General features: G+C 73.9%; 16 protein-coding genes. 10 read left to right on the top strand and 6 right to left on the bottom strand.

The window, feature by feature from the left end; translation table 11 throughout:
- Positions 1-25 precede the first annotated feature (25 nt).
- The 5 genes from H9640_RS06280 to H9640_RS06260 form a co-directional block, all read right to left on the bottom strand.
- Positions 26-4723, bottom strand: a complete 4698-nt coding sequence (locus H9640_RS06280) for a hypothetical protein (RefSeq protein WP_191789859.1) — start codon at positions 4721-4723, stop codon at positions 26-28.
- A 208-nt stretch (positions 4724-4931) separates the two neighbouring features.
- Positions 4932-6149, bottom strand: coding sequence for an AI-2E family transporter (locus tag H9640_RS06275; protein ID WP_191789858.1), 1218 nt, complete (start codon positions 6147-6149; stop codon positions 4932-4934).
- Between the two features lie 53 nt (positions 6150-6202).
- A complete protein-coding gene (locus tag H9640_RS06270; RefSeq protein ID WP_191789857.1) occupies positions 6203-7450 on the bottom strand; it encodes a diacylglycerol/lipid kinase family protein in 1248 nt (415 codons plus the stop codon).
- A 65-nt stretch (positions 7451-7515) separates the two neighbouring features.
- On the bottom strand, positions 7516-9366 hold the full coding sequence (locus H9640_RS06265; RefSeq protein ID WP_318243679.1) for an ABC transporter ATP-binding protein: 1851 nt from the start codon (positions 9364-9366) through the stop codon (positions 7516-7518).
- Positions 9363-11174, bottom strand: coding sequence for an ABC transporter transmembrane domain-containing protein (locus H9640_RS06260; RefSeq protein ID WP_225226802.1), 1812 nt, complete (start codon positions 11172-11174; stop codon positions 9363-9365). The genes H9640_RS06265 and H9640_RS06260 overlap by 4 nt, the downstream gene beginning before the upstream one ends.
- A gap of 55 nt (positions 11175-11229) precedes the next feature.
- Between H9640_RS06260 and H9640_RS06255 the strand changes: the two genes are divergently transcribed.
- From H9640_RS06255 to H9640_RS06215, 10 genes are all read left to right on the top strand, one after another.
- Positions 11230-12252, top strand: coding sequence for a helix-turn-helix domain-containing protein (locus H9640_RS06255; RefSeq protein ID WP_191789856.1), 1023 nt, complete (start codon positions 11230-11232; stop codon positions 12250-12252).
- Positions 12253-12310: 58 nt separating this feature from the next.
- Positions 12311-13330 (top strand): ABC transporter substrate-binding protein, encoded by a 1020-nt coding sequence (locus H9640_RS06250; protein ID WP_191789855.1) that lies wholly within the window; start codon positions 12311-12313, stop codon positions 13328-13330.
- Positions 13331-13437: 107 nt separating this feature from the next.
- A complete protein-coding gene (locus H9640_RS06245) occupies positions 13438-14427 on the top strand; it encodes an ABC transporter substrate-binding protein (RefSeq protein WP_191789854.1) in 990 nt (329 codons plus the stop codon).
- Positions 14427-15302 (top strand): siderophore-interacting protein, encoded by an 876-nt coding sequence (locus H9640_RS06240; RefSeq protein WP_191790040.1) that lies wholly within the window; start codon positions 14427-14429, stop codon positions 15300-15302. The genes H9640_RS06245 and H9640_RS06240 overlap by 1 nt, the downstream gene beginning before the upstream one ends.
- Before the next feature lies 1 nt (position 15303).
- Entirely contained in the window at positions 15304-16407 is a 1104-nt protein-coding gene (locus H9640_RS19080; protein WP_225226801.1) for a Fe(3+)-siderophore ABC transporter permease, read from the top strand.
- Entirely contained in the window at positions 16404-17480 is a 1077-nt protein-coding gene (fepG, locus tag H9640_RS06235) for an iron-enterobactin ABC transporter permease (protein ID WP_204807148.1), read from the top strand. Before H9640_RS19080 ends, fepG begins: the two co-directional genes overlap by 4 nt.
- Positions 17481-17533: 53 nt before the next feature.
- The gene (locus tag H9640_RS06230; RefSeq protein ID WP_191789853.1) at positions 17534-18436 is read left to right on the top strand and encodes an ABC transporter ATP-binding protein; all 903 of its coding nucleotides are present in this window, start codon (positions 17534-17536) and stop codon (positions 18434-18436) included.
- An 85-nt stretch (positions 18437-18521) separates the two neighbouring features.
- Positions 18522-19835 carry a serine--tRNA ligase gene (gene serS, locus H9640_RS06225; protein ID WP_191789852.1) on the top strand — a complete coding sequence of 438 codons (1314 nt, stop codon included), beginning with the start codon at positions 18522-18524 and terminating at the stop codon, positions 19833-19835.
- A complete protein-coding gene (locus H9640_RS06220; protein WP_318243678.1) occupies positions 19832-20773 on the top strand; it encodes an HAD family hydrolase in 942 nt (313 codons plus the stop codon). The genes serS and H9640_RS06220 overlap by 4 nt, the downstream gene beginning before the upstream one ends.
- 112 nt (positions 20774-20885) lie before the next feature.
- Positions 20886-21332: a GNAT family N-acetyltransferase gene (locus H9640_RS06215; protein WP_318243677.1), complete on the top strand. Its 447-nt coding sequence runs from the start codon at positions 20886-20888 to the stop codon at positions 21330-21332.
- Positions 21333-21408: 76 nt separating this feature from the next.
- Here H9640_RS06215 and map read toward each other — a convergent pair whose 3' ends face one another.
- Complete coding sequence (gene map / locus H9640_RS06210) at positions 21409-22191, bottom strand: type I methionyl aminopeptidase (RefSeq protein WP_191789851.1); 783 nt, start codon at positions 22189-22191, stop codon at positions 21409-21411.
- Positions 22192-22368: the final 177 nt, after the last annotated feature.

Below are 22368 nucleotides of genomic sequence, written 5' to 3'. Positions count from 1 at the left end.
GTCTCCGCCCGGGCGCTTCGTCGTCCTACCTGCCCGACGCCGCAGGTTCCGCCGCGTCGGGCGGTGCGGCTCCGTCGTCGGGCGCGTCGTGCGGCGCCGTCGGCCGCGCGGGGGCCGCCCCGACCGGGACGTCGGCCGTCGAGGCCTCGGACGGTTCGGGATCCTCCCCCGGGAACGCCGACGCGTGGAGCGCCGCGACCGTCAGGAGCGGGATCGCCGGGATGAGGGCGATCATCGCGATCCGGACCCCGAAGTCGTTCACGACCGACCCCGCCACGGACACGATCCACAGTGCGAGGAGCGCCGGGCGCAGGAGCGGCCAGGCCGCCTCGGTGCGGGCGAACCATCGTGGCGTGAAGCGCCTCGACCCGAAGAGGAGCAGCGCGGCCGCGACGAGCACGAGGATCGTGAGCCACACGGGGACACCGCCCAGCACAGAGCGCAGGGCGTAGCCCGCCTTGCGGGCGAGCGTCTCCCACGCGCTGCCGTCGACCGCCTGGGCGACGAAACGGCCGAGGTGCGACCGCTGGTCCGGTGGCCGGAGCCAGTCGAGGACGCCCACCGCGGCGACCGCGGCGACGCCCACGGCCGCCACCGCGAAGAACCTGCGCCAGGTGACGCGGGCGCCAGAGGCGGCCAGGCCCAGCACGGCGAAGGCCGGCACGAGGACCAGGCCACCGCCCAGGTCGGCCCCCCACGTGGGCCACACGTCGATCGCCATCGTGACGACGCCGATGACCCCGACGGTCACGGCGGCGGCGACCCGCCGGTGCCGCAGCACGAGCCACTGCGCGAGCGCGGCGGCCAGGACCAGAGCGGCCACGGCGTACACCGAGAAGGTCGGGTTGCCGAACCCGTAGAAGCGCGCGCCGAACGTCGGCGCCGACCCGAGCGGGCTGGCGCGGTTGAGCGGGGTGCCGATCATCGCGTCGAGGCTCAGGGCGACGAACGTGATGCCCGCGACGATCCCCGGGGCCAACCAGGCGGGCCGTCGTGGAGCGAGCGCCCCGAGAGCCGCGACGATCGCCGTCGCGCCGACCGTCGACAGGACGATCGCGAGCGTCGGGTTCGCGAACCGCCACCATCCCGTCAGCGAGGTGAGGAAGGCCGCGGTGGGGACGGCAGCGACCACGAGCGCCGCCCCTCGGGCCCACACCCAGGCGCGGGCCCACCTGGCGCGGGCTCGGGCCGAGCGTGCTCTCGAAGCCACGGGGGCGAGCGCGAGGCACGCGACCCCGAGCGCGAGGCCCGCGTAGAGGGGGACGTCGACGAAGAACGAGTACACGGTGCGCCGCACGTGGTCTCGCGAGGTGAGGTCGGCCAGCGAGGACGCCGTCGTGGCCGCGTCCGGGGCACGGACCGACCCCCATGCCAGGGGTGTGTCCTGGATGCGTGGCGGGGGAGTCACCCCGGCCGCGCTGAGGATGGTCGCGGGGACGTCGAGGAGCCGGGCCACGCCGTCGGTCCGGGTGGCCGCGCTCGTGAGGAAGCGCGCCTGGTCCGGGCCGTCGGTGGTCGGTCGGGCCAGCGCGACGCCGAGGACGGGACGGGCGCCGGGGTTGCCGCTCACGTCCACGACCAGCACCGTCGCACCGGACGGGGCGCGGTCGAGAACCGTGCGCACGCGCTCGTCGACCGCGCGCAGCCGCTCGGTCCGGGCGGCTGCGCGGTCGGCGGACTGCTCCGCGGCCGACCGGGTGGGGTCCAGCGGTGGCACGGTGGCGTCTCCCGCGTCGACCACGGTGAGGGGGCACGCGAAGGTGTCCGTCCCCGGAGCGAACGCCCCGGCGGCGTCCCGGTAGCGCGGGACCGCGCCGTCGGACGTCGCGAGGGCTGCTGCGGCTCCCGGCCCGACGGCGGTGGCACAGGTCGTGGTCAGCGCGTCCCCGAGCACCCCGAGCCGAGCCTGGTAGGTCGACCCGCGCTGCAGGGCGACCAGGTCGTCCCACCCCGACACCTGGGCACCGTCTCCCGACACGACGGGGGTGAGGTCCGGGCAGGCCCAGGACCCGTCGGCGCCGCGCTGCGTCGTGACCTCCGCGAGCTGGCCCGCGGACAGGGCGAGCCACCCGCCCGCGACACAACGTCCCGCCGCGCCGGTGGGCTGCGAGACACCTGCTGCGCCCGCGCCGTCGGTGAGCATGTCGTTGAGCGTCGGGGCCGACCCCGACGAGACGTCCTCCCAGGTGACCCCCGCGGTGCCCACCACGACCAGCGGCTGGTCCGCGGCGACCACGTCGGACCTGCTCGGGGCGACCTCGGTCCCGGCGGGCACCGTGGCGTGCGGCGAGCGCACCCCGGCCGCGCTCAGGACGCTCGAGGCGAGGAGGATCACGACGAACAGGCCGCCGCCGATCGTGGCCACCATGGTGGGCATCCGGCGGACACCGGGCGCTGCCAGGGCCTCCGCCGTGGTGAGGACGGCGCGGGCGTCGCCGTCCGGGCGGCCGGTCGACCCGGCGTCCGCGGGCGCGAGGTCGTCGGTCATGAAGCCCGGCACGAGCATCGCTGCCCCGACCACGAAGACCATGATCCCGATGATGATGCCCGAGTCGTTGAGGACGGACCCGACCCCCGCGACGACCACCAGGGCGATCGCCGTGGGCTTGAGCAGCGGCCATGCCCGGTACGCCGCAGCCACCTCCGGAAGGCGCCACCGCTCGGGGCGCAGGAGGACGATGCTCAGGCCGACCACGAGGACGGTGGCGAGCACACCCCCCGGGTTCGCGATCGTCTTCCACGCCCCGGCAGCCTTGCGGGCGATCACCTCGAAGGCCCCGCCGTCGAGCAACGACTGGACGAACCCTCCCAGGTGCGAGCTGCCGGTCGGCGAGAGCCAGTCGATCACGGAGATGACGGCGACGACGAGGACCGTCGCCCCGGCCACGACCGCGATCCGCAGCAAGGTCAGCCGGACCTTCCCGACGAGGAGGGCCAGGACCGCGAAGGCAGGCACGAGGGCAAGGATCCCGCCGAAGTCCGCGCCGAAACCGGGCCAGCCGTCGATGACGACCGTGACCGTCCCGACGGCGGCGACGAGGGCCGCCGCGAGCCGTCGGCGTCCCCGCTCGACGGCCGCGCTCGCCAGGCCGCCCGCGAGGACGAGGCCCGCGACCGCGTAGACGGCGAAGGTGACGTTGTTGAAGCCGTAGAAGCGCGTGAAGTCGACCACCGCGGACGTCCCGAGCAACGAGGCCTGCTGCAACGTGGTCCCCGTCGCCCCGTCGATCGTGAGCACCAGCCACGTCACGCCCCCGAGCGCGGTCGGCAGGGCCCACGGGCGCCGGGGGAGCAGGCGCGAGCAGGACCAGGCCACGACCGCGACCAGGACCGTGGCAGCGGTCAGGGCGAGCGTCGCGGCGGCGTTCGGGGCGCTCCAGACCCACCACCGGGACAGGCTGGCGAGCGACGCGCCGACGGGGGCCGAGGCGACCACCACCAGGACGGCCGTCGTGACGCGCCGTCCCACCCGGCCGGGCGGCACCGGTGTCGGCGAGCCGCGTCGCTGAGCCGCCCTGCGCACCCACAGCAGCCCGCCCAGCGTCACGACGAGCGCCGCGATCAGCAGGCCGACGAGCACTGGGTAGAGGCTCGGGATGGTGCTGGTCAGGACGTTGAAGTACTGCCGGTTCTCGACCGTCCGGGAGACGTCCATGCGACGGGTCTCGCCCAGGGAGATGGGTGCGCCGTCGAGCCCCTCGGTGCTCCCGCCGGCCTCGTGGACGATGGTCGCCGAGACGTCGACGAGCTGGACGATGCCGTCCGTCTGCGTCGAGGGGGAGTGGAGCCAGGTGCCGGTCACGACCTCGGGCCGCCAGTCGACCACGACCTGCGGGCCGGGCTCTCCGACGGGTCCCGCCGAGACCCCGGCGATCAGGACGCGGGTGCCCAGGTCGGCTTCCTTCACGATGCGCCGCAGCGTCGCGTCCAGTGCCTCGAGGCTCTCGCCCCGTCGTCCGGTGCTGTCGAAGAGCTCTCCCTGGTCGATCACGGTGACGGGGCACGACTGCAGGTCGCCGGCCGGGATCTGGTCGATCCCCGAGACGTAGCGGGACACGTGCCCGGCCCCGTCGGCGAGCATGACCGCGGCACCCGGCCCGACCGCCGTCGCGCAGACGTCGACGTCGGCCAGTCGCTGCGCGACGGCGCCTGCCGGGTGCTGGGCCGTGACGTCGTCGGGCTGCTGGGTCAGGGTGGCCCACCCAGGGATCGTCGCGGGCCCCTCGAGGTCGCCGCTCGCGGCGACCGGCTGCGGCAGCTCGGGGCATCCCGTGACCGCGGGGTCCACCGCGCCGTCCTCGCCGTCCTCACCGGGCTCGCCGGGCTCGTTCGTCGGGGCGGAGGCAGGCGCGTCGGCTGTCGAGACCATCTGGCCCGCCGAGAGGGTCAGCCAGGCGTCGGTGGTGCACGCCGTCCGCCCGGCGACGAGCGACGCGACGGAGCCGGTACGGATCATGCTCCAGAGCGTCGGCGTGGCGGTCCGGGAGATGTCACGCCAGTAGAGGCCCGCCACGGCGACCAGGATGGTCGGCGTCGGTTCGGTCGACTCCGCGGCCGGGGCCTGCGCGAGCGTCGGCCGGGTCTCGGTGGGGGCCGAAGTCCCCGGCAGGGCGTGCCCGGGCAGCGCGGTGCCGACCAGGCAGACCAGCGCGAGCAGGACGGCGACGGCCGTCCGGAGCGTGCGCGGTCGCGAGAAGGGCAGGTCAGCGGCCGGTTTCGTCACCGGACCAGCGTACGGGGAGCGTCTCCGGGGGCCCGCTCGACCAGCGGGTCGGGCACCGTTCCTCCACGAGGTCGGCCCAGGGTGGTCGCGGCGGGCCGGAAGCGTGCGAGGGAGGTGCCCTGCGCACAGGAAGAAGCCTGTCTCAGGCGCAGGTCAAGAAGATGCCATCGCTAGGGAAAACCCTAGGGAACGGGGGAGAAGCGCGGGTTCAGCGGTCGCGGGAGGGGGCTGAGACGTCCGTGTCCGGTGCCTGCGCGGCGGCCGGAGGAGGGGCGTCAGGGGCCGGCGCGTCGGCACCGTCGCTCGGGCCCCGGTCGTCACCTCCGTCGTCGATGTCCTCGCCGCGAGCCTCAGGAGGCTCTGCGCCCGCGCCTGCCGAGGTGTCCCCCGACAGGTAGCGCAACCAGCCGGAGCCCGGGTCCCCCTCGAGGACGAGCGCCCGGGTGAGCAGGGTCAGCGGGATGGCCAGGATCGCACCCAACGGCCCGATCACCAGCGTCCAGAACACGACCGAGAAGAAGCTCAGCGTGAGGCTCAGGTTCACCGCGTCGGCCACGAACTTGGGCTGGACCAGCACCTGGAGCACCACGTTCACCACGCAGTACACGGCGACCACGGCCAGGGCGAGCGGCCAGCCGCCCACGACGAGCGCCATGACCGCGGGCGGGACCAGGCCGAGCACGAACCCGATGTTGGGCACGAAGTTCGTGACGAACGCGAGGATCGCCCAGACCGCCGGGGCCGGGACCCCCATCCACCACAGGGCCAGGCCGTCGATCACGGCGACGACGGCACCGAACGACGCGTTGACCACGAAGTAGCGGCGGACGCCCGAGTTGTACGCGGTGATGCGGTCGAGGGTCGCGGGGCGCTCCGCACCGAAGCGCGAGCGGGCGTCCTGGTAGCGGGTCGCGTCGGCGGCCATGAAGATCACGTAGGCGAGCACGAAGAAGAAGGCCGTGAGGACCGTCATGGCGGTCCCCCCGATCGTCGCGGCGAAGCCCGCGAGAGTGCTCGGGTCGAGCCAGGACGCCAGCGCGTCCGTGACCTGCCCCTCGACGCCGAACGACTCCAACCACGTGGTGGCCTGCGCGACCATGTCCGACAGGTCGTCGAGGTACTGGCCCACGAGGCTCGCGAACTGCACCCCCGCGAACGCGAGCAGGGCCGCGAGGGCGCCAAGGATCAGGTAGGCCGTGACGATGGTCGCGGTGGTCGCCCCCCACCGGGACCAGCCCCGCCGCTGGAGCGGGCCCCGGACCGGCTGCACGATGATGACGACGACCGCGGCGAGGGCGAGGGGGCCGAACAGGCCGCGCGCGAGGTAGATCCCGGCGAGGACGATCACGGCGGCGGCCAGGCTGAGCAGGGTGCGGGTCGAGGGCGCGAGGCCCGGCGGCCGAGGGGCGTCCTGCAGTGCGGTCATCTAGGTGGTGCTCCTCGGTAGGACGGTGCGTCAGGTCGAATGATGCCCTCCGGTCAGGCGGTCCGCACGACCAACCCGCCCGGCTCGACCCAGGCCTCGAGCTCGACGGCCTTGCCCAGCAGGTCGCCGTCGACCTGTGCCTGCTCACCGCCCTCGACCCGGACCCGGACGCGCTTGGCGCGCGCATGGTCGATGCGACCGATCTTCGCGGGCAGGTCGTTGCGCACGCCGAAGCCCTGCATGACGACGTCGCCGAAGAGCTGGGCCCAGCCGACGACTCCGCCCCGGGTGTCGATCGCCGCGACGTCGAGGATGCCGTCGTCCAGCACCGCGTCCGGGAGCAGCGTGATGCCGCCGGGCAGCTTGCCGCAGTTCCCGACCAGCAGCGTGCGGAGCTTCGCGCTGACCACCGGGGTGTCGTCGAGCTGGATCTGCGCGCGCAGGCGGCGGCCGTGCAGGTGGCGGATGCCCGCGACGAAGTACGCGACCCATCCCATCTTCGCCTTGAGCGACGCGTCGGCGTCGGCGACCATCGCGGCGTCGAAACCGAGTCCCGCGATCACGAGGAAGATGTGCGCGGTCTCGGTGTCCTGCTCGGGGAGGGCGTCCCCTGCCGTGTCGTTCGCGCCGTCCGTCCCGGTCCCGGCGCCGACCTCGTCCGCCTCGCCGGTCCCGGGCGCCTCGCCGGTCGCGTCGTCGCCCGCCGCGCCCGAACCCGTGGTGCCGGTCCGTGCGGGGTCGTGCGCGGCGCCGTCGGGCTGGGCGAACTCCAGGACGCGGGCCCACCCGACGTCGATCACGCGGTCCGCGCCCGCGACGACGATGCGCAGGGCCTCGTCCGGGTCGGCGATGGGCAGGTCGAGGTTGCGCGCGAGGAGGTTGCCCGTGCCGAGCGGCACCAGGCCCATGGGCTTGCCCGTGCCGACCATGCCCTCGGCGACGGCCCGGACCGTGCCGTCGCCGCCGACCGCGACCACGATGTCGGCGCCGCGGGACAGGGCTTCGCGGGTCTGCCCGACGCCCGGGTCCTCGATGGTGGTCTCGAGCCACAGGGGCTCGGGCAGGTCGGCGTCGGCGCACACGCGCCGGACCGTCCGCTCGAGGTTCGCGACCGCGGGCTTGGAGGGGTTCGCGACGAACGCGATGAGCTGACCGACGTCCTCCGTGAGCGCCTCGGCGACCGCGAGCGGGGGGTCGAGGCGACGACGACGTCGCTGCTGCGACCAGACCGTCATCGCGACGGTGAGCGCGACGGCGGAGATGGCGACCGCCGCGACCCCCAACCACATCTCCCAACCCATGTTCGACACGGTAGCGCCCGGGATGCCGACGATGACGTCCGAGCCCGCCGAAGGTGACGTACCCGTCACCCTCGGCGGTCTCCCTCTCCTCGCTCCCAGGCCGCCCACAGCTGCGCGTACTGGCCGCCCGCCCGGCGCAGCTCGTCGTGCGTCCCCGACTCGACGATCCGCCCGGCCTCCATGACGACCACGCGGTCCGCGACCTGGGCCTGGCTCAGCCGGTGCGCGATGACGACCGCGGTCCGCCCGGACAGGGCCGCGCGTGCGGCTCGGTCGAGGGTCGCGGCGCCGTCGGTCCCGACCTCCGCGGTCGCCTCGTCGAGCACGACGACGGCCGGGTCGAGCAGCAGGATCCGCGCGAGCGCGAGCTGCTGCGCACGGTCGGGCGACAGGTCGAGTCCGCCCGCGCCGACGACGGTGGCGAGGCCGTCGGGCAGGTCGTGCGCCCAGTGCGCGTCGACCGCGTCGAGCGCCGCTGCGAGCTCCGCGTCGCTTGCGTCGGGGGCCGCGAGGCGCAGGTCCTCGGCGAGCGTCCCGCTGAACACGTGGACCTCCTGGCTCACCATCGCGGCGTCGGTCCGTCGGCCGTCGTCGTGCGGGGCCCGACGGCGTCGCCCCGGCGCCGTGCCCAGGACGTGCACGGCGCCGCGCGTCGGGCGGTGGATGCCCATCGCGAGCTTCGCGACCGACGTCTTGCCGGCCCCGGAAGCCCCGACGAGCGCGACGTGCTCGCCCTCGGCGACGTCGAGGTCCACGTCGGTCACGACGTCGCGCCCGGGCGTGTAGGCGAACGTCACGCCCCGGAGCACGACGGCGGAGCGCGGCTTCCGGGCGGCGGGCGCCGGACCGGGGTGGTCACCCTCGGCGGGGATCGCGTCACCCTCGGCGGGCTCCGCCGTCGCCGCCGTCACGCCCACGAGGCGGGCGAGGCCCGCACCCGCCTTCTGGATCTCGTCGAACTCGCCGAGCACCGTCCCGATCGGCCCGAACAACCGGTGGAAGTACAGGGCCGCCGCCGTGGCCGCGCCCACGGTCACGGCGTCGTCCGAGACGAGCCAGAACCCCGTGGCCAGCACGGCCCCGAGCCCGACGAGCTCGGCGACGTTGAGCCGGTTGTAGAACCGGGTGAGCAGCCCGATCCCGGTCAGCGACAGGTCGATCGCCCGCAGCGACGACGCAGCGACGAGTGCCTCGTGCCGGTCGCCGTGCCCGAGCGTCGTGACGGTCGTCGCACCCGCGACCGTCTCGATGACCTGCTCGGTGCGCTGCGCCTCGGCGACGCGCACCTCCCGGTACACGGGGCCCGAGCGGCGCAGGAACCAGCGCAGCGACACGACCTGCAGGGGGGCGGCCGCGACCGCGGCGAGCGCGAAGCGCCAGTCCAGGGCACCGAGGCCCACGAGCGTCAGGACGATCGTGAACGCGGCCGACGTGACCGCGGGCAGCACGCCCGAGATCGCCTCGCTCACGGCGTCGACGTCCCCCGAGACGCGAGCCACGACGTCGCCGACGCCCGCCTGCTCGACCTGTTCGAGGGGCAGGTCGAGCGCGCTCGCGAGGACGTCCTCGCGCAGGTCGGCGAGTGCTCCCTCGCAGATCCGGGCGAGGAGGGTCTGGCCGAGGTAGCCGAGTCCCGCGCTCAGCACGCCGGCCCCGAGGAGCAGGAGTGCGTAGCGCACGAGGTCGGCGGTCTCGCCGCCCTCGACCACGACGTTGACCAGGACCCCGAGCAGGGCGGGCATCGCGAGGCCCGCGACCGACCCGGCCAGGAGGACGGCGACGGTCCCGGCGAAGAGCCATCGGCGGCGGGTGAGCATGCGCCACAGCGCCGCGTTGGTCGCGGCGGTCGAGGCGACGGGCAGGATCTCGTGCGCCGGGGCGGCGCGGCCGGCCCCGGTCGCGGCGGCGGCGCTCACGACGCGACCAGCTCGGCGCCGGTGCCGACCGAGCCGACCGAGCCAGCCGAGCCGGCCGAGCCGGCCGAGCCGGCCGAGCCGGCCGAGCCGGCCGAGCCGGCCGAACCGGCCGCGCCGGCCGCGCCGTGGACCCCGGCCCCACCGGGCGTCCCGCTCACGGCCACCACCACGTGGTCGCACGCCGCGAGCAGCGTCGGGCTCGTCGTGACGAGCAGCAACGTGCGCTCGGGGAGACCGCGCAGCGCCGCCGCGATCCGGGCCTCGGTCACGGTGTCGACGGCGGTCGTGGGGTCGTGCAGCACCAGCACGGGTTCGGGGCGGTGCAGCGCCCGGCCGAGGACGAGGCGTTGGCGCTGCCCGCCGGACAGGTGCTGGCCGCGCCCGGTCAGGTGGGTGTCGAGGCCGTCGCCGAGATGCCCGAGCACCTCGGTCGTCCCCGACGCGTCGAGCGCGCGCGGGTCGAGCGGGCCGTCGGGTGCGAGGTTGTCGCGCACGCTCGCGCTGAACAGCGACGCGTCGTGCCGGGCCGCGAAGACGAGGGCGCGTCCGGTCGCGGGGTCGAGTGTGGAGAGGTCGGTCCCGTCGACGACGACGGCTCCTGGTGGCGCGGGTGCACGGCACCCGAGGACGTCGACGAGCGCGGCCGCGTCCCCGGCGTCGGGCACGACGACGCCCACGACCTGGCCGCGGCGGACCGTGACGGACGGGAGCGTGGAGCCGCCGAAGACCCCGGCGAGGGTCACCGAGCCGCCCGACGGCGTCGCACCCGCCACGCCCGCGTCCACAGGCCGGGCCGGGGCGCTGTGGACGGTCGGCTCGCCGAGCAGGAGCAGCAGACGGCGTGCGGACGCGCGCTTCTGGGCGAGCTCGACGCCCAGGAAGCCCGTGCGTGACATGGGTTCCTGGACGAACTGCGCGAGGCCGACGACGGCGACGAGCTCGCCCACCGTGATCTGCCCGGCGAGCGCCATGCGTCCCGTGAAGAGCGCGACCGTCGCGAGGAAGACCACCGAGAGCCCTTCGCTCACGGCCTGGTACGCGGCGCGGGACCGGACGGCGCGCAGCGCGGCCGCGAGCGAGCCGCGGCTCGCTCGGCGGTAGCGGTCGGCCGCGGCCTGCTCCGCGCCCAGGCCCTTGAGGACGCGCAGGCCCGTGACGAGATCGGTCGCGAGCCCGCCGGCGCGGGCCGCGGTCTCCTGCTCGGCCTCGCTGCGCGCCTCGAGGGGGACGGACAGCCGGTGCATCACGAGGAGCATCACGGGGGTCGCGACGAGGACCGCGACGCCGAGCGGGACGGAGACGAGGAGGAGGCTCACGGCGGTCGTCCCGATCGCGGCGAGCGCGCCGAGCTGTCCCGTGACGAGCCAGGCGATCCCCGCGACGCGGTTCGTGTCGGAGGACGCGATGGTCAGGGTCTCGCCCGCCGCGCGGCGCCTGGCCATGCCGCGCGGGTCGAGGACGCGCGCGACGGTGAGCTGACGCAGGTCGTGCGCGGCGAACGAGAACGCGCGGACGGTCGAGCGCATGCCGATCCGCCAGGCCATGGTCAGGACGAGGAAGACCGCCGTGAGGACCCCGAGCCACAGCCCGAGCGCGGCACCGTCACGCGGCATGATCGCGCGGTCCACGACCACGCCGATCAGCACGGGCACGAGCGCCTCGGCGACCTGGTGGACCATGAAGCCGCTCGCGCCCGCGGTCAGCAGAAGCCACCGGCGGTTCCCGGTGAGGACGAGGCGGAAGACCTGGCCGACGGTCGTCGGCGGGGGCCCGCCGCGGCGTGCGGGACGACGGGTACGGAGGGGCATGCTTGCTAAGGTAATGCTTACCTTCCTGAGCCGATGTGGGATAGCCTGCCCAATCATGTCGCTCATCGGCCAGGCGTCCTCAGCCTCCTCGATCCCCCTCGTGCACGTCCGGTTCCCGGGCGGCGGGCACGACGCCGCGGACGGCCCGCGTGACGCCGACACCGCCGAGGCCGCAGCGCTCCTGGCGGCCGCGCGAGAGGTCCGCTCGGTCTCGACGTCGCACTTCCCGCCGAGCACACCGGGCCTGTGGCCCGTGCACGTGCATGCGTTCCACGAGCTGCTGTGGGGCACGCAGGGCGTGCTGACGGTCGAGACCGAGCACGGCTTCTTCGCGGTCCCGCCGACGATCGGGCTGTGGATCCCTGCGGGTGTCGCGCACGCGGTCCAGACCGCAGGCGGCACGGGCTTCTACTGCACCTATGTGGACGCGGACGGTGCGGCGGCGCCCGCCGAGCCGCTCGCGACCGCACCCGCGGCGTCCGCCCCGGAGCCCACGGACGACCCGTTCGTGGCGGTCCTCGACCGCGCGCACCGCACGACCGCGGTCTCGGTCCCGCCCGCCGCTCGCGAGCTCATGATCCACCTGTCGCAGCGCGACATGGCCCCGGCGGCCCGACGGCGCAGCGAGCGCGTCGTCGTCGACCTCCTGTCTCCCGTGGACGTCACGCCCATGGTGCTGCCCATGCCCTCGGACGCGCGCCTGGCGTCGGTCGCCAGGCGTCTGCTGGACGACCCTGCCGACACGCGTCCGCTCGAGGCGTGGGCGCGCGAGGTGTCGGTGAGCGTGCGGAACTTCTCCAGGCTGTTCCACCGGGAGACGGGCATGACGTTCGCGCAGTGGCGGATCCATGCGCGCGTCCGGGTCGCGATCGGGCTGCTCGCGGGCGGGATGCCGGTGGGGACGGTCGGTCGGCGGGTGGGGTACCGGACGGCGAGCGCGTTCGTGCAGTCGTTCCGCCGGGTGCTCGGGCACACGCCGGGCTGGTACGTGGCCTCGGTGCGGGCCGATGCGGAACATCCCCTGGCCGCTGCCGGCGACGATCGGCCGGTCCCGGAGCGGCAGGCCCGGTTAGGGTAGGGATACCTAACCAACCGATGTCGACCGTCGCGTCGCCGTCCCCTGCCCGGGAGCTCCTGTGACCCTCGTCCTGCCTGCCCGCACCGACGTCCCCGACGTGACGCTCCTCCCGGTCGCCGAGGGGCAGTGGCAGCGGATCGTCGCGGCGATCACCCGCCGCGACTTCCTCATCGGCGCCGGGGCACTGACGGTCGCCGGGATCCTCGCGGCGTGCGGCGACGGGGCAGGGTCGGCCGGGGCCGGCTCGGCGGGCGGCGGGACCCAGCCGTTCGAGCACGACGGCTACCGCACCGACCTGCCCCTGCACCCCGAGCGGGTCGTCGTCCTGGAGGCCCGCGCAGGCCTCGAGTTCGCGCTCCTCGCCGGGCTGCCGATCGTCGCGACCGAGTGGTCCGACGAGAGCCACCTCATGGCACACCTGCCGAAGGGCGTCGAGCGCCTCGGCGGCTCCAACATCGAGCCCAACGCGGAGTCGATCCTGTCCCACTCGCCCGACATGCTCGTCGTCGGCGCGGGGTGGTGGAACTACTACCAGGAGAACGAGCTGCTGGCCGAGGGCATCGCGCCCGTCCTCGTCGTCGGCGACGACGACCCCGACTGGAAGGCGTCGCTCCGGCGCCAGCTCGCCGCGTTCGGCCGCGAGCAGCAGGCGACCGAGGCGATCGACGCCTACGACGCCACGGTCGCGGACGTCTCCGCCGAGATCGGCCCGCTCGTCGCAGGGCGCACGGTCGTCATCGCGGGCGCCGACGAGGAGGGCTTCTGGATCCAGGAGCCCGACAGCTTCTGCTCGGGCATCGCGCGCGACGTCGGCATGGACCTCGTGGTCCCCGAGGCCGGGCAGAGCAACGGCTCGGTGTCGAGGTACTCGTTCGAGAACCTCGACGTCTTCCACGACGCCGACCTGATCGTGCTCCAGAACCCCGAGGACCCCGCGACCGCCAACCCGGCCTGGCAGGCCGTGCCCGCCGTCCAGGCGGGCCGCGTCGCCGAGCTCCGCTACGACCGCAACTTCGGGCTCGCCCTGACCGCCCAGGTCTTCGCCGAGGACCTGCGCGAGGCCGCGCGCCTGCTCTGACCCGGGGGCGACGGCCCGGCCGAGAGGCCGTCGCGCCCCGGCCGTCCCACCCGCCACCCTGCCCTCACCGCCGCGACTCCCGCGGCCCGCCCGAACCAGGACGTCCCATGACCACGCGCACCACCCGTCGCTCAGCCCGCTCAGCCCGCTCAGCCCTTGCCGCCGCCTCCGCGGCGACGTTCGCCCTGCTGCTGGGCGCGTGCGCCTCGGGCACCGACGCGGGTTCCGGCTCCGGTGCCGGCGAGGTCGAGACCCGCACGGTCGACAGCGCGTTCGGCGAGACCACGATCCCGACCGACCCGCAGGCCGCGCTCGGTGTCTACACGACCGACCTCGACATGCTCATCACGCTCGGCATCCCGCTCGCGGACTCCCAGCCGATCCGTTCGCAGGGGTACACGACCTTCCCGTCGTTCTTCGACCAGAAGGCGCTCGAGGGCATCAAGACGTTCGAGAACTTCCCCGAGTACAACTACGAGGAGATCCTCGCCGCGAAGCCCGACGTGATCCTCAACGGGCTGGGCTACGACGACGAGCTCGTGACCAAGCTTCCGGACATCGCCCCGACGTACAGCTTCAACGGGTTCGACGGCCGTGACTGGCGCGAGAGCTTCGCCGAGGTCGCGAAGGCGTTCGACAAGGTCGCCGAGCACGACGCCTGGACCGCGAAGTACCAGGCCAAGGTCGACGACGTGAAGGCGCGGCTCGCCGCGGCCGGCATCGACCCGGTGGTCGGGCCGGTCGGCTACGGCGACGGCGAGGTCATCGTGTCCTGCTACGGCACGCCGTGCCTCGTCTTCGACGACCTCGGTCTGAGGATCACGCCGCTCGCCGAGGGCGAGGAGGGCACCACGCTCGGCACCGAGCAGCTCGAGCAGCTCGCGGGCATCGACTGGGTCTTCACCTCGACGGCCCCCGACGAGAAGACGGGCGAGCTCACCGACCCGTTCGCCGAGCTCGCGGGCAACGGCCTGTGGACCTCGCTGCCGTTCGTCGCGAACGGGAAGGTCGCCGTGCACGACCTCGAGATGATCTACGGCTCGCCCAGCGGCCAGTACGCGTTCCTCGAGGTCGTCGAGAAGGCGCTGCTGCCGTGATGCGCATCCACCGCGCCGAGGTCGTGGCGGTCGAGCGCCTGACCCCCGGCATGATCCGGGTCACGCTCGGCGGCGAGGGCCTCGCGGACTTCGAGTCCACGGGCGTCGGCGACGAGTACCTGCGGGTCTTCCTGCCCGCGCCGGGTGAGGCCGAGCCCGTCCTGCCGTTCGCGACGGAGGACTCGTGGGACTACCCCGAGGGCGTCCAGGCCTCACCCCTGCGGACCTACACGGTCCGTGCGGTGCCCGCGCCGGGCCTGGTCGTGATCGACTTCGTCGTCCACGGCGGGGGAGTCGCCGCGACCTGGGCCCAGCAGGCGAAGCCGGGCGACGTCGTCGGGCTGAACTCCCCGCGCGGGCTGTACGACCCGCCCGCGGACCTCGCCTGGCAGATCCTCCTCGCGGACGCGACGGGCCTGCCCGCGGTCGGCCGGCTGATCGAGCAGGCCCCGGCGGGCGTGCGCACGCGCGTGGTCGTCGAGGTGCCCGACGCGGGCCACCGCCAGTCCTTCCCCGCCCACCCGGACGTCGACATCGCGTGGGTCTACGGCGGCAACGGTCACGGTCCGTGCCGGCTCGAGGAGATCCTGCGGAGCATCGACCTGCCCGACGGCGTCGGGTACGTCTGGTTCGCGGGAGAGACCACGGTGCTGCGCGCCGTCCGCAGGTACCTGCGCCACGAGCGCGGCCTGCCGGTCACGGCCTACAAGACCATCGGGTACTGGACCGCGAGGGCCGAGGAGTGGGAGGAGCGCTGGGAGAACCTCGACCCGAGCGTCAAGGCGTGGATCGACGCCTTGTGGGCGGACGAGGACCGCGACGAGGAAGAGGTCACGGACGCGTACTTCGACAAGCTCGAGTCGCTGGGGCTGTGAGATGACGACGACCGAACGGGCCCCCGCGCCCGCCCAGGACGGCCCTCCACCCGGCGAGGACCAGGCGCCAGGCACCCCCGACAAGGCGCCCGGCCTCGCTGCGACCAACGCGACGCGGACCGCGTGGCTGCTCGTCGCCGTCGGGGTCCTGGTCGTGATGGTCTTCGTGAGCCTCGCCGTGGGCTCCAAGACGATCCCGCTCGCCTCGGTGTGGTCCGCGCTCGTCGGTGCGCCCGGCGCCGACCCGAACGACGTGGTCATCCTGCGCGACCTGCGCCTGCCCCGCACGGCCCTGGGACTGCTGGTCGGGGTCGCGCTGGGGCTCTCGGGCGCGCTGATCCAGGCGCTGACGCGCAACCCGCTCGCCGACCCCGGCATCCTGGGCGTCAACGCGGGCGCGGGGTTCGCCGTGGTGCTCGGCGTCGCGACGTTCGGCGTCGTCAACATCCAGCAGTACATCTGGTTCGCGTTCCTCGGGGCGATCGTGACGACCGTCGTGGTCTACCTCATCGGTTCGCTCGGGCGCGGAGGAGCGACACCGATCCGCCTCACGCTCGCCGGCATCTCGATCGGCGCGGTCCTCGGTGGGATCTCGTCGGGGATCACGCTCCTCAACCCGCAGGTCTTCGACAAGATGCGCTACTGGGGGGCGGGCACGCTCAGCAACCGTTCGTGGGAGATGGTCGGGACGGTCACGCCCTTCATCCTCGTGGGGGTCGTGCTCGCGGTCGTCGCCGCGCGCCCGCTCAACGCGGTCGCCCTCGGCGACGACCTCGCCCGGTCCCTCGGGGCCAGCATCAACCGGACCCGCACGATCGTGGTCGTCGCGGTCACGCTCCTGTGCGGGGCGGCCACCGCCGCCGCGGGCCCCATCGGGTTCGTGGGGCTCATGGTCCCGCACGTCGCGCGCTGGATCGTGGGACCCGATCAGCGGTGGATCCTGTCCTACACGCTCGTCATGTCACCCATCCTGCTCCTGGTGTCCGACGTCGCAGCGCGCCTGGTCCTGCGGCCTGCCGAGCTGCAGGTCGGCATCGTCACCGCGTTCGTCGGCGCCCCGGTCCTCATCTGGCTCGTGCGACGCAGGCAGGTGAGCGGGCTGTGACCGCGCCCGTGCAGACGCCGCGTGCTCGCCTCGACTTCGGCCGACCCACCCGGGTCGTGCGCTCGCGCCGCGGACGGTTCTCCGCACGACTCGACGTGCGCGCCGCCGTCGTGACCCTCGTGCTCGTGGTGCTCGCCGCGGCCGTGGGTGTCGTCGCGCTCGGTGTCGGCGACTACGCCGTCGCCGTGCCCGACGTGCTGCGCGCCCTCACCGGCGACGCCCCCGAGGTGATCCGCATGGTCGTCGTCGAGTGGCGCCTGCCCCGCGTCCTGCTCGCGATCCTGCTCGGCGGGGCGCTCGGGATGAGCGGCGCGATCTTCCAGTCCCTGACCCGCAACCCCCTCGGCAGCCCCGACATCATCGGTTTCAACACCGGCGCCTACACCGGGGCGCTCGTCGTGATCCTGCTGCTCGGCGGCTCGTACAGCGCGGTCGCCGCCGGGGCCATGATCGGCGGGCTCGTGACCGCGGGCATCGTCTACCTGCTCGCGTACAAGAACGGTGTCCAGGGCTTCCGGCTCATCATCGTCGGCATCGCTGTCAGCGCCATGCTCGCGTCCGTCAACACCTGGCTCATCCTCAAGGCGGACCTCGCGCGGGCCATGGCCGCCGCGACCTGGGGAGCGGGCAGCCTCAACGGGCTGTCCTGGACCCAGGTGCTGCCCGTCGTGCTCATCCTCGCGGTCCTCGTGCCCCCGCTCTTCCTCCTGGGGCGGCGCATGGACGTCCTCGAGATGGGCGACGACGCCGCGCAGGCCCTGGGCGTCCGCTCCGAACGCACGCGGCTCTCGCTCGTCGTCGTGGGGGTCGCGCTCACCGCGCTCGTCACGGCCGCGGCCGGACCCATCGCGTTCATCTCGCTCGCCGCACCCCAGCTCGCCCGACGACTCACGCGCGGCGCGACCGTCGGCCTCGCGTCCTCGGCCGCCATGGGTGCCGCGCTGCTCGCCGCGAGCGACCTCGTCGCGCAGCGGGCGTTCGCGCCCACGCAGCTCCCCGTGGGCGTCGTGACGGTGAGCATCGGCGGCTGCTACCTCGTGTGGCTGCTCGCCCGGGAGGCGAGGCGGCAATGAGCACCCGGACCCCCACGGCCCCGACCAGCCCCACCCCTCCCGAGGAGACGGCGATGACCGCCACGACCACGACGCCGGCGACCCCGGCGACCACGACCTCGGCCGCGGCCGACGCTCCCTCGGCGGGCTCCGCCGTCGGGCAGGCTGGGCCTGGCGCGCCGGGCGAGCCCGGCGAGCCTCGGCTGCGCGCCGAAGGCCTCAGCATCGGGTACCACGAGCGCATCGTGTCCCAGGGGCTCGACGTCGCGATCCCCGACCGGTCCTTCACCGTGATCGTCGGGCCCAACGCGTGCGGCAAGTCGACCCTGCTGCGCGCCCTGTCTCGGCTGCTCACCCCGAGCGCCGGGCAGGTCGTGCTCGACGGGAAGACCATCACGTCCTACAAGGCCAAGGAGGTCGCGCGGCGGCTCGGGCTCCTGCCCCAGACGTCGATCGCGCCCGACGGCATCACCGTCGCCGACCTCGTGGCCCGTGGCCGCTACCCGCACCAGAAGCTCCTGCGGCAGTGGTCGCGCGAGGACGAGGACGCCGTCGTGCGGGCGCTCGCGGCCACGCAGGTCACGCCGCTGTCGGCACGGCCCGTCGACGAGCTGTCCGGTGGGCAGCGCCAGCGCGTGTGGGTGTCCATGGTGCTCGCGCAGGAGACAGAGCTGCTGCTGCTCGACGAGCCCACGACGTTCCTCGACATCGCGCACCAGATCGAGCTGCTCGAGCTGTTCGGCGACCTCAACCGCGAGGGCCGCACGCTCGTCGCGGTGCTGCACGACCTCAACCACGCCTGCCGCTACGCGACGCACCTCGTCGCGATGAAGGACGGGGCCGTGGTCGCGCAGGGGGCGCCGGGCGAGATCGTGACGGCCGAGCTGGTCGAGGAGGTGTTCGGGCTGCGCTGCACGATCATCGACGACCCGGTCACGGGCACGCCGCTGGTGATCCCGCTGGGCCGCCGAGGGTGACGGACCCGCCCGCCGAGGGTGACGTGCCGGTCACCGTCGGCGGGCCCCGTGCCGCGCCCTCCCGCACGTTGGATACCCTCTAGTGGTGATCGATCTTCGACTTCTGCGCGACAACCCCGACGTCGTCCGCGCCAGCCAGGTGGCTCGCGGCGACGACCCCGCCCTCGTGGACCAGGCGCTCGACGCCGACTCCCGCCGTCGGAGCGCGCTGACGGACTTCGAGCAGATGCGCGCCGAGCAGAAGTCCCTGGGCAAGAAGGTCGCGCAGGCGAAGGGCGACGAGAAGACCGCCCTGCTCGCGCACACCAAGCAGCTCGCGGAGGGCGTCAAGGCCCGCCAGAAGGACGCCGACGACGCCGAGGCGCAGCTCAAGTCGATCCTGTACAAGATCTCGAACGTGATCGAGGGGGCGCCCCCGGGCGGCGAGGACGACTACGTCGTGCTCCGCGAGGAGGGCACCGTCCGCGACTTCGCGGCCGAGGGCTTCACGCCCCGCGACCACCTCGAGCTGGGCGAGGGCCTGCGCGCGATCGACACCGAGCGCGGCGCCAAGGTGTCGGGCGCCCGGTTCTACTACCTGACGGGGGTCGGGGCGCGCCTCGAGCTCGCGCTGCTCAACGCCGCGATGGACCAGGCGATCCAGGAGGGCTTCACGCCCGTCATCACGCCCACGCTCGTGCGCCCCGAGATCATGCAGGGCACGGGGTTCCTGGGCGAGCACGCGGACGAGATCTACCGCCTCGAGGCCGACGACCTGTACCTGGTCGGCACGAGCGAGGTCGCGCTCGCGGGCTACCACTCGGGCGAGATCCTCGACCTGTCGGACGGCCCCAAGCGCTACGCGGGCTGGAGCGCGTGCTACCGCCGCGAGGCCGGCTCGTACGGCAAGGACACGCGCGGCATCATCCGCGTGCACCAGTTCCACAAGGTCGAGATGTTCAGCTACGTCGACCCGGCCGACGCCGAGGCCGAGCACCAGCGTCTCCTCGCCTGGGAGGAGGCCATGCTCCGCAAGTGCGAGCTGCCGTACCGCGTGATCGACACGGCGGCGGGCGACCTCGGGTCGAGCGCGGCCCGCAAGTTCGACTGCGAGGCCTGGCTGCCGACGCAGGAGCGCTACCTCGAGCTGACGTCGACCTCGAACTGCACGACGTTCCAGGCTCGCCGTCTGGGCGTGCGCGAGCGCGTCGAGGTCGACGGCAAGTCCGAGACCCGCACGGTCGCGACGCTCAACGGCACCCTGGGCACGACGCGCTGGATCGTCGCGATCCTCGAGAACCACCAGCAGCCCGACGGGTCGGTCCGCGTCCCGGAGGGCCTGCGGCCCTACCTGGGCGGGCTCGAGGTCCTGGAGCCCGTGGTCGCGTCGTCGAAGGCCACGTCGAGGGGCACAGAGTGACGGGCCCTTCGCAGGTCGCCACGAGCACCCCCCGGCCCGACGACGTCGCTCCCGCGAGCGCGCCGTCGCACCCGGGCGAGGTGACGCCGTCGGGCGCGGACGCCCGGTCGGACGCGGCCCGTGCCGCGCACCCGGCCCGTCCGGGGGAGGGGCCGCTGCTCGTCGCGCTCGACATCGACGGGACGATCCTGAGCCACGACGACGTCCTGAGCGACGGTGTCGCGGACGCGATCGCCGCCGTGCGCGCGGCGGGACACCACGTGCTGCTGTCGTCGGGGCGGTCGCTCATCGCGGTGCTGCCCATCGCCGAGCGCCTGGGCCTGTCCGAGGGGTACATGGTGTGCTCGAACGGCGCCGTGACGGCCCGCTTCGACGACGCGTCGCCCACGGGGTACGTGGTCGACGAGATGATCACGTTCAACCCGGAGAACGCGCTGCGGCTGCTGCGCGACCAGCTCCCGGACGCGCTCTTCGCGGTCGAGGACGTCGGGATCGGCTTCCGCATGAACGACCTCTTCCCGCACGGTGAGCTCGACGGCGTGCACGACGTGGTCGACTTCGAGGAGCTGTGGTCGGGCGAGGTCACGCGTGTCGTGGTGCGCAACCCGGGGTCGACGAGCGAGGAGTTCAGCGCGCTGGCCGGGTCCCTGGGGCTGAGCGACGTCACGTACGCGGTGGGTTGGACCGCGTGGATGGACATCGCGCCGCTCGGCGTGACCAAGGCGAGCGCCCTCGAGCGCGTGCGCGGGCTGCTGGGCGTGGCCCCGGGCGCGACGGTGGCCGTGGGCGACGGCAGCAACGACATCGACATGCTGCGCTGGGCGGGTCGCGGGGTGGCCATGGGCCATGCCGAGCCCGAGGTCAAGGCGGCGGCGGACGAGGTCACGGGCAGCATCGACGAGGCCGGTGCGGTCGCGGTGCTGCGCAGCCTGGTCTGATGCTCTTCGCTGATCCCCGTGCCGAGATAGAACGCGCTGCGCGAGGTAGAACGCCCCGCACGCTACTTCACGCAGGACGTCCTACCTCGCGGGGCCCCGCTAGGCTGCGCGCGTGAACGACGCAGCAGCCACCACGATCGTCCGGCGGGCCACGGCCGACGACCTCGACGCCGTCTGGCCGTTGGCCCGTGACTTCGCGACGTCGTTCAGGCCGCGCCGCGAACCCTTCGAGTCGACGTTCGGGGTGCTGCTGGCGGCTCCCGACGCCTTGCTGCTGGTCGCGGACCAGGGGAGCGGCGCTGTCGGGTACCTGCTGGCGCACCGTCACCCGACGTTCCTCGCCAACGGCACCGTGGTCTGGGTCGAGGAGGTCATGGTCGACCCAGGGCTTCGTGGTCAGGGCGTCGGGCGGAAGATGATGCTGGCTGCCGAGACCTGGGCTGCCGAGTCCGGGGCTGCCTACGTGTCGCTCGCGAGCAGACGGTCGGGCGACTTCTACCGCGCGCTCGGCTACGAGGACTCGGCGACGTTCTACAAGAGGTCGGTCGCGGCGAGGTAGGACGTTCTGCGCGAGGTAGAACGCCCTGCGCACTACTTCGCTCAGGACGTCCTACCTCGCGGTCAGCCGGGGAGGGTCAGTCGCGCGCCGTCAGGACGAGCGGGCCGTCCTCCGTGATGGCGACCGTGTGCTCCGAGTGCGCGCCGCGCGAGCCGTCGGCGCTGCGCAGCGTCCAGCCGTCGGGGTCGGTGAAGATCTCGTCGGTCGTCTCGAGGAACCACGGCTCGATCGCGATCACGAGGCCCGGCTTGAGGGGGAAGCCGCGGCCCTTGCGGCCGTCGTTGGGCACGTGGGGGTCGCCGTGCATGGTGCGGCCCACGCCGTGCCCGCCGAAGTCGGTGTTGATCCGGTAGCCCGCCCCGTGGCCCACGGCGGCGATCGCGGCCGAGATGTCGCCGACCTTGTTGCCCGGCTGCGCGGCCGCGATCCCTGCGGCGAGGGCCTCCTGGGTCGCGACGATGAGCTTCTGGTCCGCGGCACCACGGTCGCCCGCCCGCGGGTTCCCGACGACGAACGAGACGGCGCTGTCCGAGACCCAGCCGTCGACCGACGCCGCGAAGTCGAGGCTCAGCAGGTCGCCGTCCTGGAGGCGGTAGTCGAACGGCAGGCCGTGCAGCACGGCGTCGTTGACCGACGTGCAGATGACCTTGCCGAAGGGGCTCGCCCCGAACGACGGGTGGTAGTCGATGTAGCAGGACTCAGCGCCGCGGTCCTTGATCATCTCGTGGGCCATCGCGTCGAGCTCGAGCAGGTTGACGCCGACCTTCGCGGCCGCGCCGACCTGCGTGAGGACGTCCGCGACGAAGCGGCCCGCCGGGCGCATCTGCTCGATCTCGCGGGGGGTCCTCAGCTCGATCATGGTGTTCCTCTCGGTGCGTGCGGGTGCGTGCCGGGTCGCCGCGGGAAGTCGCGGCGGCCTCCGACCTGCTCCCAGGGTGTCACGGGAGGGTGCCCGGGGTGCAACCGCGCGGCCTCCGCGGCCGCTCGTGGGGGCCCGTCGTGAACCGCCCGCGCCGCCCGGATCGTCGCCGTCCGC

It is taken from the genome of Oerskovia gallyi (assembly GCF_014836745.1).
Classification (GTDB): domain Bacteria; phylum Actinomycetota; class Actinomycetes; order Actinomycetales; family Cellulomonadaceae; genus Oerskovia; species Oerskovia paurometabola.
This window is presented reverse-complemented; position numbering and strand designations above follow the sequence as displayed.